The sequence below is a fragment of the Bacillus sp. UNC322MFChir4.1 genome (assembly GCF_000746135.1).
Classification (GTDB): Bacteria; Bacillota; Bacilli; order Bacillales; family Bacillaceae_G; genus Bacillus_A.
Window position 1 is genome coordinate 96,161 of sequence record NZ_JQKQ01000015.1, and the last position, 19,606, is coordinate 115,766.

The following is a 19,606-nucleotide window of genomic DNA, read 5'->3' on the forward strand; positions in this document are numbered from 1 at the left end:
TTTCTAATTTGCACATAGTTGAATAAAAAAACTGTCTAATATTATTGTACTTTAAGAGATTAAAGACATTCGTAATTTGAAGCCAGTTGTACGTTTCTACAATGTATATATTGTAGATGCGTATGACTGGCTTTTTAGTTTTTCCCGCTATTCGTGAGCAGTAGGACCCCCACCTAAAGATTCAGAGAGAAGCAAAGAAGAAGGTGGGGAAAACTGTCCGTAAAAGCCCGATTGGTGAGGGCTAACCCTTTTAGGAGAAAGACACTCTTAAAAGGGAAGTTTCACTTTATCAAGACTAAGGAGGAAGATATCGATGATTACGGAACAAGAAATGAAAATGAAATTTGCGAAGAAATATGAGGGGTATGAAATTATGCCTCATCCAGAACATAAACGTTTGTATCATATTGCGTTAAATCAGCAATTGCTGGGGCAATTTTTTGAAGAGGTAAAAGAGTATTCTGAGCAATCATTACAATATATTCCTTATTCTCGCTTTAATCTTGCTGATCAAATGAGAAAGATCTTTGGGGCATCTTTTATGGAGAATGTGCGCGGGATTATTCATGACCGTGAAACGGGCGGGTTTACCATTGGGGTGCAGGGCGAAACGACAGCGGCAGAAGATTATGTGAAATTTGCGACGGCATTAACGCATTTAATTGGTACGCCTAACTTTGATGCGATGACAGGGACGTACTATGCTAGATTTAACGTGAAAGATACAGACAGCAGTGACTCTTATTTGCGCCAAGCGTATCGCTTATTCACACTTCATACAGACGGAACATTTGTTGATGAGCCGACAGATTGGCTGCTAATGATGAAGATCGAAGAACAGAATGCAGTAGGCGGCGAATCACGTTTACTTCATTTAGATGACTGGGAAGAACTTGATAAGTTCCGCAGTCATTCACTAGCATCTGTCAAAATCACATATAAAGCACCGCCAAGTAAAAATGCACAGGAAATCGTCCACCGTGAAACATTTTTTGATGTAAATAATGCGCCGTGTATTTGCTTTATCGATCAATTTGCTTATCCTGATAACATTGAACAAGCAAACTATTTGAAGGAACTATCGCACTCTGTTGAAAGCTCTCCAGCAACGCATGCATTAAAATTACCAGTCGGCGATTTAGTTCTATTAAATAACCTATTTTGGATGCACGGGCGAGCTCCTTTTGAGAAAAATAAAGATTTATATCGAGAGTTAATGCGCCAACGCGGCTGCTTTTCCAAATCATAATCAGTGCGGCGGGTCTTGAAATAAGGCCTGCCTTTCATAATATACATAGATATTTTTTAGGAGGGGAAACAACATGTACGATTTTATTATTATCGGCGGAGGAATTGTCGGGCTTTCAACAGGGATGGCCTTAACGAAAAAATTCCCTCGTGCCAAAATCGCAATCATTGAAAAAGAAAACGAACTGGCCCATCACCAAACAGGACATAATAGCGGTGTTATCCATTCCGGCATTTACTATAAACCAGGCAGCTTCAAAGCAAAATTTGCAAAAGAAGGAAATGCCGCAATGGTACAGTTCTGTAAAGAAAACGGAATCGCCTATGACATGTGCGGAAAGGTCATTGTCGCAACAGAAAAAGAAGAGATTCCGCTTCTGCAAAATCTCTATGAAAGAGGCCAACAAAACGGCTTAGACATTGCAAAAATTAGTCCAGAAGAATTAGCTGAAATCGAGCCGCATGTTAAAGGACTAGGTGCAATTCGCGTTCCGTCTTGCGGCATTGCCGATTACAAAGGAGTCAGCTATGCCTTTGCCCGTATCATTGAAAAAAACGGCGGAGAAGTGCATCTAGGAACAAAAGCAGAACAAATTTTTGAACACAAGGATTTCGTTACAATCGAAACAAACAAAGGCATCTTTGAAACAAAATTTCTTATTAACTGCGCTGGATTACATAGTGACCGAATCGCCAAAAAAACAGGAATACTAACAGATATGAAAATCGTCCCGTTCCGCGGCGAATATTACGAACTCATCCCAGAAAGACGCCATCTCGTGAAACACTTAATCTACCCAGTACCCAATCCAGACTTTCCGTTCTTAGGTGTGCATTTTACAAGAATGATAAACGGAGACGTACACGCAGGACCAAACGCTGTCCTAAGCTTCAAACGAGAAGGCTACACAAAAAAAGACTTTGACCTAAAAGACTTCATGGAAACCATGACCTACACCGGCTTCTGGAAAATGGCCATGCCAAACATGAAAGAAGGCATGAAAGAAATGATCCGCTCATTCAGCAAACAATCATTTCTCAAAAGCTTGCAGCGATTAATACCAGAACTAACAGAAAAAGACATCGTCCCAACTCATGCGGGTGTAAGGGCGCAGGCGATTCTCTCTAATGGAAATATGGTCGATGATTTCTGCATCATTCCAGGCATAAACTCTATGCATATTTGCAATGCACCGTCCCCGGCAGCGACAGCTAGTTTGATAATTGGCGAGGCGATTGCGGAGCAAGTTCCAGATAGAGTGAGTCCGGCGGGATTATTAGCAGGCTATCCTTGATGGATGGCCTCTTTTGTGCGGCGGAATTTGTCGAAGGGGCTTTATTTCGTGTCGAGGCGCCGATATATTCTGAAAAGCGCTGATATATTCAAAGAATCGCCGATATATTGGTGAAAGTGGTCGATATCGCATTATTGATTGATAGTGATGAAAAGTAAGGCGGTGTAGATTAAAAAATCTGTTAATCAATAATTATATATGCTAAAAAATCGTTTATAATGATTCGTATAAGATATGAAGAAAGAAGGTGTTTCAAAATGTTAATAAACAAAATCGTATTAGATCTCATTGAGGAGATAAAGAAAACTGACCTTTGGACGGTAATGCCACCTGTAGAAAAAGAACGTTTGGCAGAAATTATAGCGTTTGTTGGTGGACAAGACGTAACAAAGAGAAGAGAGAAAAAGTCCGTACAACCTGCTATCTATCAATTTAAGATTACATTAAAGGGAATGCGTCCACCAATTTGGAGAAGGTTTCTTATCGATAATCAAGTAACCTTTGAAGAATTACACACTATTATTCAAATTGTAATGGGATGGGAAGACTCTCATTTATATAATTTCGATACGAAAGACGCACTTGTTGAGATATTAGATGATTCCTTTGAATTCTTTCCATCTGCAAGGGAAAAATATGATGCTAGAGAGACACAAATAGGAGAATTGATCACAGAAGAAAAGCAAAAATGTTTGTATACATATGACTTCGGTGATGATTGGGAGCATGAGCTAGTACTAGAAAAAATATTGCCAATTGATGAGAAAATTACGGTTCCGACATGCCTAAAAGGAAAGCGTGCATGTCCGCCCGAAGATTGCGGCGGTGTTTACATGTACAGTGAAATTCAAGCAGCCTTAAAAGGCGAAGGTGAGCTAGATGAAGAGATGATAGAATGGCTCGGCGAATTTGATACAGAGGAATTTGATATAGAGTTTATTAATAGTATTTTGAAGCATTATGCTGTAAATAGATAGGAGTAGTGGAGGGCTATCTCAAACCAAGATAGTCCTCACTACTCACTCATTTTTGTTCCAAAATACGTTCTATATCTTTGATACTCAATTTACTTGCTTTCGCAATCATTTCCAGTGAAACTCCAATTTCATGCATTCCTCGAATCATTTGGATCTTTCCCTGTTGAATTCCTTCTTCTCTTCCTTTGTTACGTGCATGAGCAAACTTCGCAGCCTCATCCATTAAGGCTTTTTCCCTTGCTTCATACTCTTTACGGAAGGAAGAATCTTGACTCATACGCTCCCACTTATCCATTGCTTTTTGTAAAATAGGATCTTGGTTCATAGCAATATCCTCCAATGTTTGTGTTAAGTGTTCATCTTCATTCGCTGGCAATAGTAACAGCCAACGAACAAAAGAATCTTTCCACGGATTGATTTTTTCCTCCCGCCATTGTTGCATCAATTTCGGGATTTCTACAACATGAATTTCTATATCCTCACTAAATACTTTCTGTCTTTGCATATTCCATAGTTTTCCTGTTGTGTGGAAATCTTCATACTCTTGGAACAGTGCAAAGTTTAATAAGTTGATTGTAATGGTTTGATGAAGTGAACTATAAGGCATACCTTTTTGTAATTGTGAAGTGTACAGTTTCCCCAAATAATATAAACTACGTTTAATCATATCATGGGTATTATTCAACTGTATCTCTACATTAATTTTTATTCCTGTATCTAATGTAGCAGATACATCTAGAATTGATAACTTATCATCCTCGTATTCACGATGTAAATGGGGATCTTCTAATTGAAGTGATAAAATAGGAGCCTCTAAAGAGTTTGCTAGCATGGCATTTAAAAACGCGATTAAAATATCTTCACTACCACTTGTGCCAAATAGCTGTTTAAACGCAAAATCAATTCGTAAATTTACTAATTGATTGGACATGGATTTTCTCTCCCTGTTTATACCTCTTTTCTATATTGTGCAAGAAGTGAAAAGAAATGCGCAAATAGTGAAAATAATCTTATTGTATGGGGGAATCTGGATTGTTTTGTTAACTTGATGACTATGCTCTCATGAGTGTTTTTTGAAGTGTTAGGAGTATTATTGCAGTTGACTTTCCCCCTACGGTAAGCTGTATAAAAGAATAGAACAAAGCATTTTATCCGTAAAAAAATATGAAAAATGGAGGGGCCCCCTTGCTATCAATTGGAGAATTCTCAAAGATATGCGAAGTATCAACAAAAACACTTCGATATTATGATGAAATTGGATTAATTCACCCTGATGAGATTAATCCTGAAAATGGTTATAGGTATTATTCTATCAAGCAACTAAAAACGATGCTCTTTATCAACCGTTTGAAGTCTTATCATTTTTCTCTGGAAGAAATTAAAGCCGTTTTGGAATCGGAAGAGGATCAGTCAGAAGAGAAACTGTTTTCTACTCTTCATCGCAAAAGAAAGGAAATCCAGGAAAAGCTAAATGCCTTTGCATATACCTTAAACCAAATGAGCAATGACATTCTCAATTTAGAAAACGGCATACCAATTATGTCGTACCTTGACAATATAGAAGTACAACTTGTGGAAACAAAACCACTGAATATCCTTTCCATACGTCAGATGATGAGTAGCGATGATTATGCTGCAGGGTACGGAAACTATTTTAGCAGTCTATATGAAAAGATCGCCACGGAAAAGCTCACCTTGCTTGGCAAGCCAATGACGATTTATCACAGCTCTGAATACAATCCTGCTGGCAATGATACAGAGTTTGCGATTCCGATAGAAGAGGCTGTAAAAGGAACGAGAGATTTGCCCGGAAGCCTTTGTGCAAAGTCTGTTTTAAAGGGGGCTTATCCAGGATTAACATCGGTATATGCTAACTTGATGGAATGGACTGAAAAGGAAGGATATGAATTGATAAACTCACCATATGAAGTATATATAACTGACCCCAATCAAGTCACCGTTCCTGAGGATATTGTGACAGAGGTGTATTTTCCAGTGAAGAAAAAATAGCAGCGTTCGCTAAATAAAACAGGAGGTATCTATCATGAAAAGAAATGACTGGCCAACTGCAGACCCAGCAATTTTGGGAATGGATCCTGAAAAACTTTCAGCGCTTGAATCTACGATAAAATCCGATTACAACAATATAAACGGTATTGTTGTTGTGAGAAAAGGAAATATTGCATACGAAAGATATTATAATGGTTACGGCCCAGATGATACGCATCATGTGGCATCTGTAACGAAAAGTATCATTTCTGCCCTCATTGGCATTGCCATAGATGCAGGATACATTCAAAGTGTAGATCAGAAAGTACTAGATTTTTTCCCCGAATATGTTTCTGATGCTGCCCAAAAGCAGGAAATCACAATACGCCATCTTCTCACCATGACAGCACCATACCCATTTGAGGACTGGCATGAACCACTAGATAAACTGTGCCAACAACCAAACTGGGTAACATATACCCTCGATATGCTAGGTGAAAAAGGAAAACTTGGAGAGTTTAAATATTCCACCGCAGGAGCACATCTACTTTCAGCCATTATCACTCGCAGCACGGGCAAAAGTGCCCGTGAATTTGCTAACGAACGCTTATTCAAACCCATCGGCATGAAAGAAATCCCGGATCATGAAATGAACTCATTTGGATTTGAGGACTTATTCGGGAAAAATGTGAAAGGGTGGGTGAAAGATCCAAATGGTAACTCCACTGGAGGATGGGGACTTACGCTCACTCCCCGTGATATGGCGCGTTTTGGTCTTTTATATTTGAATCGTGGTATGTGGGACAATAATCAGGTTATTTCCAAGACGTGGATTGATGAATCGACGATGATGAATGCGAATAATTACGGTTATTTGTGGTGGGTACATGAAGAGGACGGGATTTTTGCGTACTTAGCACGAGGCGATGGTGAGAATGTTATTTGTTGTGTTCCAGAGCAAGACCTCGTTGTGGCGATTGCATCTGAATTTATCTTTAATCCTCGTGATAGATGGGAGCTGATTAAGGAATGTGTTATTCCGGCTGTGCTAGATTAAACTTATTAGTCTAGTAAAGATGAGTGGAGAAATTTTCTTTATAAAAATAGCCATGTATGCAAGGAGCAATGACTATATTCGCTGTTATGACCCCATCACCATCAAGCTAAGAAGATACAACTACCCCCAGAACGAAATTTTGTGCTAACTTGTAATGAAAAAGCCAATTTTTTCGTTTTTGGGTGTTAAAAAACCGCTAAGTTGATGGACATATGGCGGTACTCTTAACGGGATAGTATAATTATTTATATTAACAATTAAGACAATTAAATGGGAGGATCTGAATGAGAAAAGTTGAAGCGAATCCATATAACGAGAAATGGCCTTCAATGTTTGAAGAAGAAGCTAATAGATTGCATAAGATATTCGGCCCCGAAATCATTGATATTCACCACATTGGCAGTACATCCGTAAACGGACTAATGGCAAAGCCTATCATTGATATAATGCCTGTGGTTAGAGACGTTAATCGGATCGATGATTTTAACAAATCAATGGTCGATATCGGTTATAAGCCAAAAGGAGAATAGTGGTATCGAAGCTCAAGAGCATAGATTAGATTATTTCACTAATACGGACTTTAGTTGAAGAACAAGCCATAATAAAAAGGCTGTTTAATATATTAGTCACGTATAGTATGCTAAACAGATTATGTTCTTTTGTTTTTCTAAATTTAATAGCTAAGTTGAATATAAGCATTAGAGGAGGGGGAAAATTGAGATTTTTCACGATATTTGCATCAAGGAACGATACAAATGATATAGAAGGTTTCATTACTCAAGTTTTCCAAAATGGATTCAAGGTTGTACGCAATAAAAATGAATATACTATTCAATCGAAGAGACTATTTGGCAAAAATAAAATTATTATTCGGGTGGATTCTGAAGAATCATCTCCTGATTATTTTTCCAATAATATTCCTGGAATGATGCATATGTACGATCAAATTGCATTTCAAGAAGAACGCCTTAAGACGATGGTTTTGGCACAGATTTCTGTAATTAATACCATAATTGCTATAGAGACGAAGAAGGATTATAGTGATGACTACGTGGAACTGTTCCTTAAGTTACTCAATCAGGTAAACGGTATTGGTTTTATCCCTGATCGTACTCTCATCGGGAAGGATGGACAAGTAATCGTATTTCCAGATGGATCCTCTGGTCCTTCAGAATTTACTCCTCACGCGTGTACGAAGATAATAATGCGACAGGAAAGTACTTCTATCGATGGGGAAAAAAGAAGGCAGAAATCGATAAGCAACCTGCAAGATAAAGGGATTCCATATATCGAAGGGTTGCCTCAATTGCCGCCTTTGACAAGTATTCAGTTGAGAAGTCGAGAAGAGATTACGAAGAGAGCAGTAGCTTTGCTGATTGTTATACAATATGCTTGTGATGTTGCCCAAGAAGGAGATTTGAAAACTTCCAAAGAGTTCGTCATGGAGCTGCTGAAAAAATTCGATGTGGTTGAATCATTAACGAAGCAGGAAAGAGATTTCCTAAATTCAGAGCAACCTGACCAGAAAGAAGCCATACAGATTGCATGGCAGTATGAAGCTCAATGGGTTTTACTTTGGTCGATAGGTCTCGTGAATACACTGAAATTTCCAAAAGAGGTCTGTGACTGTCATTACGCAATTAAACTCGTTTCTAATTGTGGTTCTTTTAATGAATTTTATCAACAAACAAGATTACGAAGTGCAGAAGAGATTTTGGACGAGGCCGACCTCATTTATCGGCTTCATTGGGCCTGTGTACATGATAGAATTAATGGGAGAGAAGCAACTGCTGGTATGCAGGAAAGTATTGTTGTTGAAAGACGAAGAGGCTTGTTCTGGCTAATCAGTTATAGAAATGAAGCTTGGGACTGCATCTCCATGGATACATAATCTATATTCTTTGTTCTGTAAATCTTTTTTATTTCAGATAACGAATTTTACGTCAACTAGTACCTCCTACGAGGGGCTAGTTGTTTTTTGCTTAGCGTGTTTTTTCCAAAATGCTGGTGGTACCCGATGCCCATCAAGCTAAAATTTTATAGTATCCTCAGAACGAAATTTTGTAATAACTTGTAACAAAAAAGCTTATTTTTTCGTTTTGTGGTATTTGCTTTTCTTAACTTGATGGTGATGTGTTATGAACCTACTAAAAGAAAAAAGGAACAAAATATAGAAAGAAAGGCGACTTTCCGTTCAATTTTGAAAGAAAAGTCGCCTTTTTTGTTTTACATGTGTTTTATGAGAGGAAAAATGGAAGTTTTTCAGTGGTCACGATGATTCTTTTATATCTCTATTTTTAAGTGTTAACCACTAGTACACCGCAGCAAGTCAATATTACTAACAGCACGTAGAAAACGTTTGGATAAATAAGAAGAAAAAATAAAGATTCAGAATCATATTTGCTATAGGGACAATGGAAAATGAGTATAACGAAAAGGCTTAAAAAGGAGCCTACGTATATTTTAAGTGTTATTTTGCATATCTAACTTTAAAAACCCAGCTACCTTCACATGAGAAGATGAGCTGGGTTTCTTAATTATTTACATTCAATCATTTATAGAACAGACAAGTAATATAGCGTCTGCTCATTGTTTAGCAATCGCGCCCACGAATAGCGGGATAGACTTTCCTGAATTTGAAGTAGGAAAGTCTATAAGAAGTAAATAAATTATTAAAGGGTTGTAACCCCTGCTATAAGTATTACTATTATTACCAATGGAAGAATGATAATCAAAAAGGACACTATTGTTGTTACTAATGCTTTCCATGCTGAAAATTGGTGTGCTTCTCCTAAACATTTTAAGGAAATAATGATTGTCCAAATTCCAATAACTAAATCAATTATGCCAAAAATAAGGAACAAAATCGTTAAAGTTGTGCTACTATCCATTTTCGGTGTCTCACTCGTAAAGTTTTCTATCCCAAACAAGAAAAATGAAGGCACCCAAACGAATATAAGAGAATAAACATAAGGGATATAAGAATAGGCAATAGAGTAACGTGTTTTTTCAAAGTCACCTTGTCCACCAAATTTTTTTGCTACCCAATTTAATAACGCGGGTAGCAAAAAATAATAAATTAAGGCACCAACGAAGGTGCTGAATATAACTATTGAGATTAGTGGAAATGGACTACTTATTGAATCTGCCATATTTTTGGAAGATGCTCGATCTAAAACCTGTACGAATAAGCCTAATAAAATAAGTAAAAACACATTCTTAGGTTTGGATATGAAAATTTCTTTCATTGTATCACGTGGTTTTATCCAAATGGAGAACCAAGGATTAAGTGCACGTTTAAATTGATTTTCTGGAGTTTCCATATAAAAAACATTCCCCTTTCTTAAAACATATTGAATATAATTTTCCAATTATACCTTTTATGTACATAGAAATATTAAAACATAAATAGTTGATCATTTAAATGTAAATATTCAATCATTTGATGAGATAGTAACTAGAATTCAAAACTTCTTATTGTGGTATCGCCACATCGTTATCGAAACAAAAAACGCTATTCTTTCTATAGGATTGTAAGAAAGGATAGCGTTTTTATATGTCAGTTTCTGTATGGAGTACCGCCCACACTTTAATGAAAAAGTACGCTAAGCAAATCTCGACATAAAATGGGCCGAATCTCCTATTCTAAGAAACATTCGGCTCTTATTCTTTATTTAGTTAGTTTGTAATTTGTTCTTTTGGATTTGAGTCAATATTTCGGACACAAAAAAGTTAAATCTAAGCTACTTTTTTAGCTAAATCTTCTATTGCTTGGTGAGTTTTATAACCAATACTACTATGAATCCTCTTACGGTTATACCATCTCTCGATGTATTGAAATAGTGCTAAGTTCGCTTTATTTTTTTCATGGGATTCCTGCTGGCAACCTCTTAACTTCAGTGTTAAGAGGTTTTTTATTAGAAGTTGTTCAGTTTTCGGTTAATATGTTGGCGTATTTTGAATTAATTGTAGAAGAAAGTCGTGGTTTTTTAATACATATGAATATCTTTATATATTCATGATATTCTCATTTTTCCTTAGTTGTTTATAATTTTGCTTTATATAAAACCTTTTGCTTTGCACAAACCAAGATATGAAAAATGTTCATGCTAGGATATGGAAAAAAGTATACTATAATAGTAGAATGAGTATAATTTCGACAAGGTTTCTAGGGAAGGGGATTCGTGGTGAATCAACTAATTGAATATTCATACATCATGTTTGCTGATTCGAAAGAAGTGGAACAGGAATCGGACTTTTTATTCAACTTAATGAAAAGAGGAGTAAAAGTCCTTTTATTTACAAATCAAGAAATTCATTTAAATCGAACGTATCAAGAATTAGAACCTTTTAAGAAGGCAAAGTTATTTAATATCATGATTGAGAATGTTTTAATAGATGAAACTATTACCATCGCGGATGGTAAAATGCATGAAGGCTTAAATAAAATTGTAAGCGCTTTTTTGAGGTTTAATATTGAACAATATAAAATTGAACATGCTCCGTTGCAAGAAAATATTATGGTCAAGGCTGGAGCGGGTACCGGAAAAACGACCGTTATGGTGGATCGTGTCCTTTATCTTTTGTTGAAAGAAAAGGTGAAGCCATCTGAAATTATTATGATTACTTTTACTAGAGATGCTGCACAAAATATGCATAAAAAATTAAGAGAACAGCTTTTTCTGCGTTCAAAAGCGACAGGATCAAAACAGTTATTATCACTGCTTGAGGAACTGAACGAAATGAGTATCAAGACTATTCACTCTTTTTCAAAGACATTGTTGACAGAACTTGGTTCTCTAAGAGGGTTCGGGTTAAACCTCCAGTTGCGAAGTTTTAAGAATGAAAAGAGACGTTGGATAGAGGAAGAGTTAAACAATTATTTTAAAGCTGAGCTTGCAGAAAAGAATGGGGTAATTGAATCAATTCTATCACCGTTAAAATTTTATGAACTTGTTGATATTCTTCAAGATTTCTGGGAAAAGTTCGAGCAGCAGGGCTTTTCTTCCGATGAAATTATTCATAAGGTGAATTTTGGACAGGCTCAGCCTGGAAATGAACGATTGAATGACTTGATTCAGACGGTAATTAGGAAGTTGGAAGATCGTTTTGATAGAGAAAAAGAGAGGCTCAATGCCGTGATGATGAATGACCTGACAAGACAAATTGATTTTATTAGGAAAAATCATGGAGCAGAAGCTTTTAAGACATTATCTACGAAGATTTCATATATGTTTGTTGATGAATTTCAGGATAGTGATGATGTCCAAATTCGATTAATTGCCACGATTCAGGAAGCATTTGGTTCGGTTCTTTTCGTTGTCGGGGATACTAAGCAATCTATCTATCGTTTTAGGGGTGCGAACCACACGGCTTTTGAAATTTTAGAAAAAGCATTGGAGAAGCGCCGTATCACAATCAATAGTGACGATTATTATTTAAATAAAAATTATCGAACTACACACAAATTATTAATAGAAATGGATAAGTTTTTTGCTTGGTGGGGAGAGCAAGAATTCCTCCAATATGATGACAAACATGATCAATTACAAGGAATGCAATATGGCCAGGAAGATATGCCACTTGTCATTCAAAACAAGAGGGAAGACACGAAGGAGAATATGAGGACTAGCATCATGCCATTTATCAAGGAGCGTTTTAAACAAATTAAAGCGTTAAATAAATCCTTAAAGCAAGGAGAAAAGCCGGAACTGTTGGCAATTTTAACGAGGACAATTGAAGAGGCTAGGATGATTAATCGTTGGTGTAGGGAGGAACAGGAACCCTTGCCTACGAAGTTAAAAGTAGGTGGAGACTTCTTTCTTTCACCACCAGTTAGAAACTTTTATTCCCTTGTATTAGCTTTGTTATTTCCTAATAACGGTAAATATGTCGCGAATCTTTTAGCGGGTCCGTATGGCCAAGTGGAAAAATACTTGTTGCCAGAATTGATAGAGGGTGGAAGATATACAACTGAAACGGTTGAAATCCTCAAACAGGCGACTACTTTTCCATTTGAAAAATATCAAAAACGTCTTTCCTATCAACCAGTTCTCTCCGTATTAAGAACGATTATAAAAGAAAGAAAGCCTTACAACTGGGTATTTTCACGGAAGTTAGATGAACTTCGAGTTGCTTATGGAACAGACTATTCTGAGGAAGAACTGGTAAAAGAGGCGGAAAATGAAACGCGAAAATATGAGCTTACTGTTGGGAAATTGTTTGAAATGCTTCATCAAAAGTTTTCGGAGGATTTTGTTTCATTAAATCAAATTGCTGATTGGCTACAAATACAGATTGCAACAAATCGTGATGAGGAGGAAGTTTCCTTTGAAGCAACAAGTGGAGGTTTAAATCGTGTCCACATTCTAACCGTTCATCGTGCCAAAGGACTCGAGTATCACACGGTCATTATTCCATTTACTGAAAGACCATTTACTTCTTCATTTAGCAAAATTATTTTTGATGACAAAAAAGAAATGGTAGGTTGGTCTATTAGCAAACCTGGCTATGAAATGCGGCATAATGACTATTTCACTCGTCTTTCTTCGTATGACGAAACGGAGTCAATTAAAGAGGAAACACGGTTGTTATATGTGGCGATGACACGTGCGAAAAATGAGTTAATTCTGATGCGTAATTTGAAGAATGACGCTTTCCATTGGACATGGTCAAGATTATTAACCCGATATAGATAGGATGATTGATATGAGTGGGAATGTCACAGTTTTAACATACGAAAATCCATATAATTTTCATCAAAAAATGGAGTTCCAGCCATATATAAATTGTCTCCATATTTGTGCGACAAAATCATTGGAAACCGGAGTAAAACAGCGGATGAATCTTCCAAATGTTAAATCGTCAGGAGCTATCATTGACTTGTTTTATCCTGAATGGAATCTTCCTGAGAACCGATTTATTCAGTATACCCAACTTTCTGATTTATTAAGAAATTGGAATGATTTGTGTAATCCAAAGGTGATTCGTTCCTTTAAACGAAATAAATTAAATTTGTTGATTACGATGAGAAATTTTACGGAAATTGGTTTGACTCCAAATGATTTACGCCCGAATGTTACAAAAGTAGAAGAAGATTTATTTTGTGATCTTTGGGAAGCTATGGAACCTAATTTTGAAGTTTATATGAACGAGGCAGCTAAAAATGTAGAGAACCTCGAACAAATTAAAGATGTATTTAATAAAGATGAGATTCAACTAACGAACAATACCGTGGTATTGCACGGCTTTTACTATATTTCTCCTGTACAGCACTACCTTTTTACGAAGTGGAAGGAATTGGGGGTAAATATTGTCTTTTTAAACCTCTATCACACTGACTATCCATCGGTGTTTTCGTTCCTTGATGAGAATTTCTCAGAAAAATATGGCTGGGCTAAAAAAGAAGACTGGAAGATAACAAGAGATGACGAGACGCTAAATGGTATTCTGTTTGCCTCCCGATTTGAGGGAAATGAGAATAGCATGGGAAACCTTAAAAGTGTAACGGAAAAGCCATATGAGTACATGGTGGAATTTGTTGAAGATTTACAAAATGAGGTCAGCTATGTTTCGCCGAATAATGATAGATTAAAGGAAAGGATAAAGGAATTTTGTCCAGACTCTTTTTTGGAGGACCGCCATTTTCTCGCTTATCCAATTGGACAATACCTTTTTCATCTTCATTCCGTTTGGGATGAGGACCGCAAGGATTACTTTTTGACAGATAAAATCTTAATGGAATCTTTCGCGTCTGGCTGGCTAGAAATTGAAGGAGAGAATGCCCGTAATTATACAGCGCAACTTAAAGCTATTCTTCCATATTTTACAAATTGCAGTGCTGTAGGTGAGTGGATGGTACAGTTTCAAACTTTGATTGATGCAAAGAAGGCATCTGTTCAGGTTTTTAAAAAGCATGATTTGAAGAAGAATGATTTTTTGGAAGCGGTAAGGATTAGCCCTGTCCTTCGTTTTTCCTATTTTTCCGTTCCGTTGTCTGTTTTGAAGAAATTGCAGCAGTTCCTTATAAAATTTGTAGAAGATGCCGGGCGCCTTGTTAACATTAAAGAAGAACGAATTACCATCAAAACTCATTTTCAACGGATTCAACAGTTGCTTAACGATTCTAACTTGAAAAGTTCTTTAGCAGGCGATATTGAACGGATGTTGGTGAATCAACTGGAGGAGATGCTTACAAAGCCAATCAAAGATGAACAGAGTTATCATATCGGTGATTTAGCTGATTCTATCATTGTATTTTTGAAAAATGGACTTGAGAATCCGGATCAGACACTTATTGGTTCCCCAGATACTCATACTAGTGAACTGTACGAAAATCTAAATCATCATGAAGTAGAAAAAGATGAAGGTGTGAAAAAGCCTCAATTATTTAAGATGGCCGATTTGGATGGTTTGATTTTACGTAATGACTTTGAGGAATTGCACTTATGTGGAATGGATGAGCTGCATTTTCCAGAAACGTCCGCACCGATGCCGTGGCCTTTATCGTTTGAATTGATTACTAAACTTGATAATCGTTCAGCTGATATGTATGTATTTCGAAAAAAGTATTCCTTAGCGTTTTCAAGATACCTGTTCTTTCTCGCTTTAAGTTTTAGTCGAAAAGTTTGTTTATCTTGGGTTAAGAATTGGGGGGAATACGAAAATTTAGACAAGTCAATTTATATTGAAATTGTTAATATTGAATCCGCTGGAGAACTGGAGAAGGATACATATGAGTACATCGCACCGAAATTTACTTCTAATGGAGTTGATTTGGAAATGATGCAAGACAGACTGGGGCAGCTTCCACAGGAGGAATTTGCCGAAATGAGTCTGTGTAAAAAACGCTTCTTTTACAGTTCAATTGTTGATGGCTTTGCCACCTATCATTCATCATTTCACCAAGGGTTTTTAATTGGAAATCTCGTGAAAATCTATGCTTCGATTGGAAAAACAAAACCAGAAATCATAGATATGCTTGAACTCATGTTTCCGCACATGACAAATATTAGCTTACGGACTATCATTGATCAGAATATGAATGAAGATTTTGTTTCTGGGATGCGGAAGTATGGACTTGGAAAAAGGAGAAAGATTGCTGAGATTGAATATCCAGAGAGCATGCTCTATTTTCAATTTTTGACCCATCGAGGAGCATTTGAAAATGAGAATTGGCAGTCGGCTTTTACCCCAACGTCCGGAATTAGGAGACAAAAAGCAGAAATGATTCAACAATTAGCTTCGCAAACGAGTGTTCTCGCTGAGGCGAATCCGTCTTTATTTTGTAAGCTATGTCCACATGCTGGGTATTGTGAAGATGCATATTATGCCGTTGATATTTCAAAAAAAGGATTTGATGACAATGACATGGATACAGCCGAAGTTTGATTCTAATAAGGAGAAACTCGATTGCGCTTTTTCTATTCTTTTTGATGCCCTTTCACATGTTCCAAGTATCGAAGAGGATATTTCGGGACGTACTTCCCAGTTCCTTCGAAATATTGAATTGAGCGATGAACAGCAAAAAGTAGCGAAAATGAATTCAACACACCTGCTTGTGAAAGGAAGTGCTGGAAGTGGGAAGAGCATCACCCTGTTGACAAGGATGATTCAAAAAATGTCCGAGGATTTTGGAAAGCGTTTTTTGTTTGTTTCTTTTAATCAAGAGCTTGTAAAGGATGCTGAGAACCGTTTTAGGCAATCTGAGTATTATGAATATCTTAGGGAACATAATCATACAGTCCATTTTTATACGTTTCATGAGCTTGCCTACCATCTATTAACATCTATCGGTGTTCGTGTGAGGTTTTTCCAGACTAGTCACTATAACTTGAATCAGAATGAAAATCATGTTAGGGGTACGATGCTTCGGTTGATGGACTTTCTTGAAACGGAAGAATTTAAGAACTTACCGTCTATTCATACGATAAAAAAAACGAGGAACACTGCCTTTCTTTTTGATGAATTTTCATGGATGAAAGGCAATGGTTTTATTACGCCTGAAGACTATTTAACTTGTGAACGGGTGGGAAGGGGAAAACTCCCTAATGTTTCGGTTAAACAGCGAAGAACAATTTTTAGGCTTTTTGAATATTATCGTCAAGACCAACAGAAGGATTTTTATAACCGTATTGACAGGGAAGATTATGCCTTACTTGTTATGGAAAATCTTCATCGTTTGTTAAATAAGGAAAAATATAATCATATTTTTATTGATGAGGTTCAGGATTTGCAGCCGATGCAGCTAAGGGTGCTTGTCAATATTAATAAAGGAACTCTCACCCTTAGTGGTGATGAGCGACAACGGATTTATAAAAGCAGTCCATTTTCTTATCGAGCATTGGGTATTAATATTCAAAGTGGACATAATGTAGTGCTGAAGCGAAATTGGAGGTCTACTTACCAAATTATGAAACTAGCCAATTCCTTGCAGTTTTCGCGCTCACAAGAGGATTCAAGGTATGATGATGAGAAATACTTCCCGCGGCAGGGTGAAAAGCCTGTAATTCAAGCGTTTGCTTCGCATAGCAAAATGTTAACAGGCGTTGGGAATAAAATCGCTCAATTATATGCTAAGAATCCCAAAGCAACCTTTGCTATTATTCATAGACAGCATGATGTACAAAAAGAAAGGGATATGAAAACATTCTTTGGTCGTTTTTTCACGTTTAATACTTATATTCAAAAAGTCGATGGTAGGAATGAAGGAGCAAAGAATGCAGGGCCAGAAATCTATTTTCTTGAAGCTAAAACAACTAAAGGTTTAGAGTTTGATTATGTGTTCATCTTGGATTTTAGTAAGTTTTATTACCCACACAAAGATGAAATTGAAAATTTAAACAAGAAAAAGTCGGTTGCTTCAAAGGATTTCTTGGATGATAAAAAGGAAATCGAAGAAAAAGAAAAACGCATCCTTTACGTTTCATTAACCAGGACCAAGCAAGCGGTGTTCCTTTATTATACGGCTTCAGAGAGACCAGAGGAAATAATCTCTCCATTTGTGAAGGATTTTGATTCAAAGGATTATGAGGCGAAAGGCTTTAGGAAGACCATGATTTAAACAAAAAGGGACTTAATTAAACAATTAAGTTCCTTTTTGTTAGTGTAATTCCATTTGAAAACTTATATAAACAAATCATTATGGAAGTCGTCTTCATTTAGCCTTACCACTTTCCTGAACTTACGGACATTTTCTTTTCTTTCAATAATTTTAAAGGTTTTAGGAGCTTCTAGTCCTATGAGTAAAAGCGGAACACTAAGTTGATTCATCATAGATTTTAAATGATCAATAAACTTTTCAAATGCCCCAATTGTACCTATCAAAGTTCCCATTTTTTCATTTCTTGGTTAGCGAAAAAAAGAATTGGAGGAAATGCTATGGAAGCAAATCATGTCTTCACAAAACAAGAAATACTTGAAATGTTTGATGCAATAGTTGATAAAACGCTCGGTGAAATAGATAAGGAAAAAGTATTTGAATATAAATCCAAGAACAAAGGAATTGCAGGTCATGTAATTGAAAAATCAGTGTTAGGCTATCCTCTTGATAGCAAGCCACGCCCAGACATAATTGTTGATGGGACTGATACAGAGGTAAAAACTACTGGATTGAAGCTCCCTGAAAAACTTAGAAAAGATATTGGAGATAGAACTTTAACCGCTAAAGAGAAGAAAAATCTAATTCCTAAAGAACGCATGAGTGTAACAGGTGTATTCCTTAAAGAAGCTGATATCACAGAAGAGGAATTTGACGAGTCGCACTTATGGAGTAAGCTAGAACACCTATTATTCGTGTACTACTTTTACAATTCTAAAGATAAAGTTTCAACACAGGAATACAAAAAATTCTTCGTTCAAGGCTATCATTTTTACGACATGACTCCCGTGGATAAAGAAAGGATTAAAAACGACTGGAATATTGTAAGAGACTTCATTATTAAGCAGAAGATAGATAATCCCAATAACCCCGAAGAAGGTTATCATCAAATTTCACGGTTGACCGAAAGTATGATGGTGATGGATACTGCACCTAAATGGCCGAAAAAGCCAAGGTTTAGGTTAAAAGAAACGTTTCTGAGAGAAATAATTCATCAGCACTTTGATAAGAACCCTCATGTAAAAGATAGAAACGTTACTAGTTTCACGGAATTCGATAATATTCTTCACGCTTTTTCTGAAAAGTATAAAGGTAAATCTCTTGAAGAAATTATGATAGATATGAGCCTGAATGTTAATAACAACAAAGGAGTTATCGAACGTGTGATGGCAAAGTATTTTGGTTCTGATGAAGCTAAATTAAAGAATGTTGGATTATTTAGCAAAGTTGGAATTATCCCTAAATCAATAACGCTTACAGTTGACGGTAAAAGAACCGAAGATACAAAATTCAGTTCAGTGAACTTTGATGATTGGACAAATGCTTCTGATTTTGAAGAAAGTGATATTTTTAGCTATTTCTCAGACCATAACTTTGTGTTTCTGATTTTTGAGGAAGTGTATAAGGATTCACCGTTAAAGAAAAATAAATTTGTAGGATTTAAGAGACTTATATTTGACGAAGAGTTTATTAATTCTGAAATTAGGGAATTGTGGAAGCGAACTAAAAAACTTGTAGAAGATAAAGAACTTGAGGAAATAATAGATAGATACAAAGATACGGATGAGATTATTTACAATAAAAATGGAAAACCTAAAACACATTTAAACTTTCCTAAATCTGCTGAGGGGAAAGCTTTCTTGAGAGGTACTGGTACAGACTCTTCTCGCAAGCCCGAAGAAGTTAATGGTATTAAGATGTACAAGCAGTACTTTTGGTTAAGAGGAGATTTCATGGTTTCCCTACTTGACAAGAAGGAGTTCATCTAATGGGAAACAACGCTCCGAATTATTATCGACGAAATGAGTTTTCAAGAATGAAAAGTTTCATCCGCAACAAGGCTAGAAATGATGAAATACTAGAAATCCAAGCAGTTTTCCATGAAGGACTATCCAAGAGAAAATTGTAAAAAATAAGACTGAGTGAACTCCGCTCAGTCCTA

14 protein-coding genes and 1 pseudogene are annotated in these 19,606 nt (G+C 36.4%); 11 read left to right on the plus strand and 4 right to left on the minus strand.

Annotated elements, in window-relative coordinates:
- Window positions 1-307: 307 nt before the first annotated feature.
- From glaH to BR72_RS08640, 3 genes are all read left to right on the plus strand, one after another.
- Window positions 308-1,249: a glutarate dioxygenase GlaH gene (glaH, locus tag BR72_RS08630; RefSeq protein ID WP_177206932.1), complete on the plus strand. Its 942-nt coding sequence runs from the start codon at window positions 308-310 to the stop codon at window positions 1,247-1,249.
- A 73-nt stretch (window positions 1,250-1,322) separates the two neighbouring features.
- A complete protein-coding gene (gene lhgO, locus BR72_RS08635) occupies window positions 1,323-2,543 on the plus strand; it encodes an L-2-hydroxyglutarate oxidase (protein ID WP_035431979.1) in 1,221 nt (406 codons plus the stop codon).
- Window positions 2,544-2,800: 257 nt separating this feature from the next.
- Window positions 2,801-3,520 (plus strand): plasmid pRiA4b ORF-3 family protein, encoded by a 720-nt coding sequence (locus tag BR72_RS08640; protein ID WP_051957267.1) that lies wholly within the window; start codon window positions 2,801-2,803, stop codon window positions 3,518-3,520.
- A 46-nt stretch (window positions 3,521-3,566) separates the two neighbouring features.
- Here the strand turns inward: BR72_RS08640 and BR72_RS08645 are convergent, their stop codons facing one another.
- Window positions 3,567-4,451 (minus strand): Rpn family recombination-promoting nuclease/putative transposase, encoded by an 885-nt coding sequence (locus tag BR72_RS08645; RefSeq protein ID WP_035431981.1) that lies wholly within the window; start codon window positions 4,449-4,451, stop codon window positions 3,567-3,569.
- Between the two features lie 254 nt (window positions 4,452-4,705).
- On the opposite strand from BR72_RS08645, the gene BR72_RS08650 reads away from it, so the two are divergent.
- The 4 genes from BR72_RS08650 to BR72_RS08665 all read left to right on the plus strand — a co-directional run bounded on the left by BR72_RS08650 (window position 4,706) and on the right by BR72_RS08665 (window position 8,457).
- The gene (locus BR72_RS08650; protein ID WP_035431983.1) at window positions 4,706-5,530 is read left to right on the plus strand and encodes a MerR family transcriptional regulator; all 825 of its coding nucleotides are present in this window, start codon (window positions 4,706-4,708) and stop codon (window positions 5,528-5,530) included.
- Window positions 5,531-5,564: 34 nt separating this feature from the next.
- Window positions 5,565-6,566: a serine hydrolase domain-containing protein gene (locus BR72_RS08655; RefSeq protein WP_035431985.1), complete on the plus strand. Its 1,002-nt coding sequence runs from the start codon at window positions 5,565-5,567 to the stop codon at window positions 6,564-6,566.
- Between the two features lie 284 nt (window positions 6,567-6,850).
- Window positions 6,851-7,096: a GrpB family protein gene (locus BR72_RS08660; RefSeq protein ID WP_035432104.1), complete on the plus strand. Its 246-nt coding sequence runs from the start codon at window positions 6,851-6,853 to the stop codon at window positions 7,094-7,096.
- Between the two features lie 185 nt (window positions 7,097-7,281).
- Window positions 7,282-8,457 (plus strand): DUF4272 domain-containing protein, encoded by a 1,176-nt coding sequence (locus tag BR72_RS08665; RefSeq protein ID WP_035431988.1) that lies wholly within the window; start codon window positions 7,282-7,284, stop codon window positions 8,455-8,457.
- A gap of 781 nt (window positions 8,458-9,238) precedes the next feature.
- Here BR72_RS08665 and BR72_RS08670 read toward each other — a convergent pair.
- The gene (locus tag BR72_RS08670) at window positions 9,239-9,889 is read right to left on the minus strand and encodes a Yip1 family protein (protein ID WP_035431990.1); all 651 of its coding nucleotides are present in this window, start codon (window positions 9,887-9,889) and stop codon (window positions 9,239-9,241) included.
- A gap of 415 nt (window positions 9,890-10,304) precedes the next feature.
- Window positions 10,305-10,424: pseudogene (locus BR72_RS26345) on the minus strand (IS3-like element ISBce13 family transposase); the annotation flags it as partial.
- Window positions 10,425-10,753: 329 nt separating this feature from the next.
- On the opposite strand from BR72_RS26345, the gene BR72_RS08675 reads away from it, so the two are divergent.
- From BR72_RS08675 to BR72_RS08685, 3 genes are read left to right on the plus strand one after another with little or no spacing between them, the layout of a single operon-like run.
- Entirely contained in the window at window positions 10,754-13,264 is a 2,511-nt protein-coding gene (locus BR72_RS08675; protein WP_035431992.1) for a UvrD-helicase domain-containing protein, read from the plus strand.
- Window positions 13,265-13,274: 10 nt separating this feature from the next.
- Entirely contained in the window at window positions 13,275-15,956 is a 2,682-nt protein-coding gene (locus BR72_RS08680) for a hypothetical protein (protein WP_035431995.1), read from the plus strand.
- The gene (locus BR72_RS08685; RefSeq protein WP_197059934.1) at window positions 15,931-17,628 is read left to right on the plus strand and encodes a UvrD-helicase domain-containing protein; all 1,698 of its coding nucleotides are present in this window, start codon (window positions 15,931-15,933) and stop codon (window positions 17,626-17,628) included. Before BR72_RS08680 ends, BR72_RS08685 begins: the two co-directional genes overlap by 26 nt.
- 62 nt (window positions 17,629-17,690) lie before the next feature.
- Here BR72_RS08685 and BR72_RS26715 read toward each other — a convergent pair whose 3' ends face one another.
- Window positions 17,691-17,900 (minus strand): hypothetical protein, encoded by a 210-nt coding sequence (locus tag BR72_RS26715; protein WP_035431996.1) that lies wholly within the window; start codon window positions 17,898-17,900, stop codon window positions 17,691-17,693.
- Window positions 17,901-17,945: 45 nt separating this feature from the next.
- Here BR72_RS26715 and BR72_RS08695 point away from each other — a divergent pair, with 45 nt between their 5' ends.
- On the plus strand, window positions 17,946-19,433 hold the full coding sequence (locus BR72_RS08695; RefSeq protein WP_035431998.1) for a MutH/Sau3AI family endonuclease: 1,488 nt from the start codon (window positions 17,946-17,948) through the stop codon (window positions 19,431-19,433).
- Window positions 19,434-19,606 lie beyond the last annotated feature (173 nt).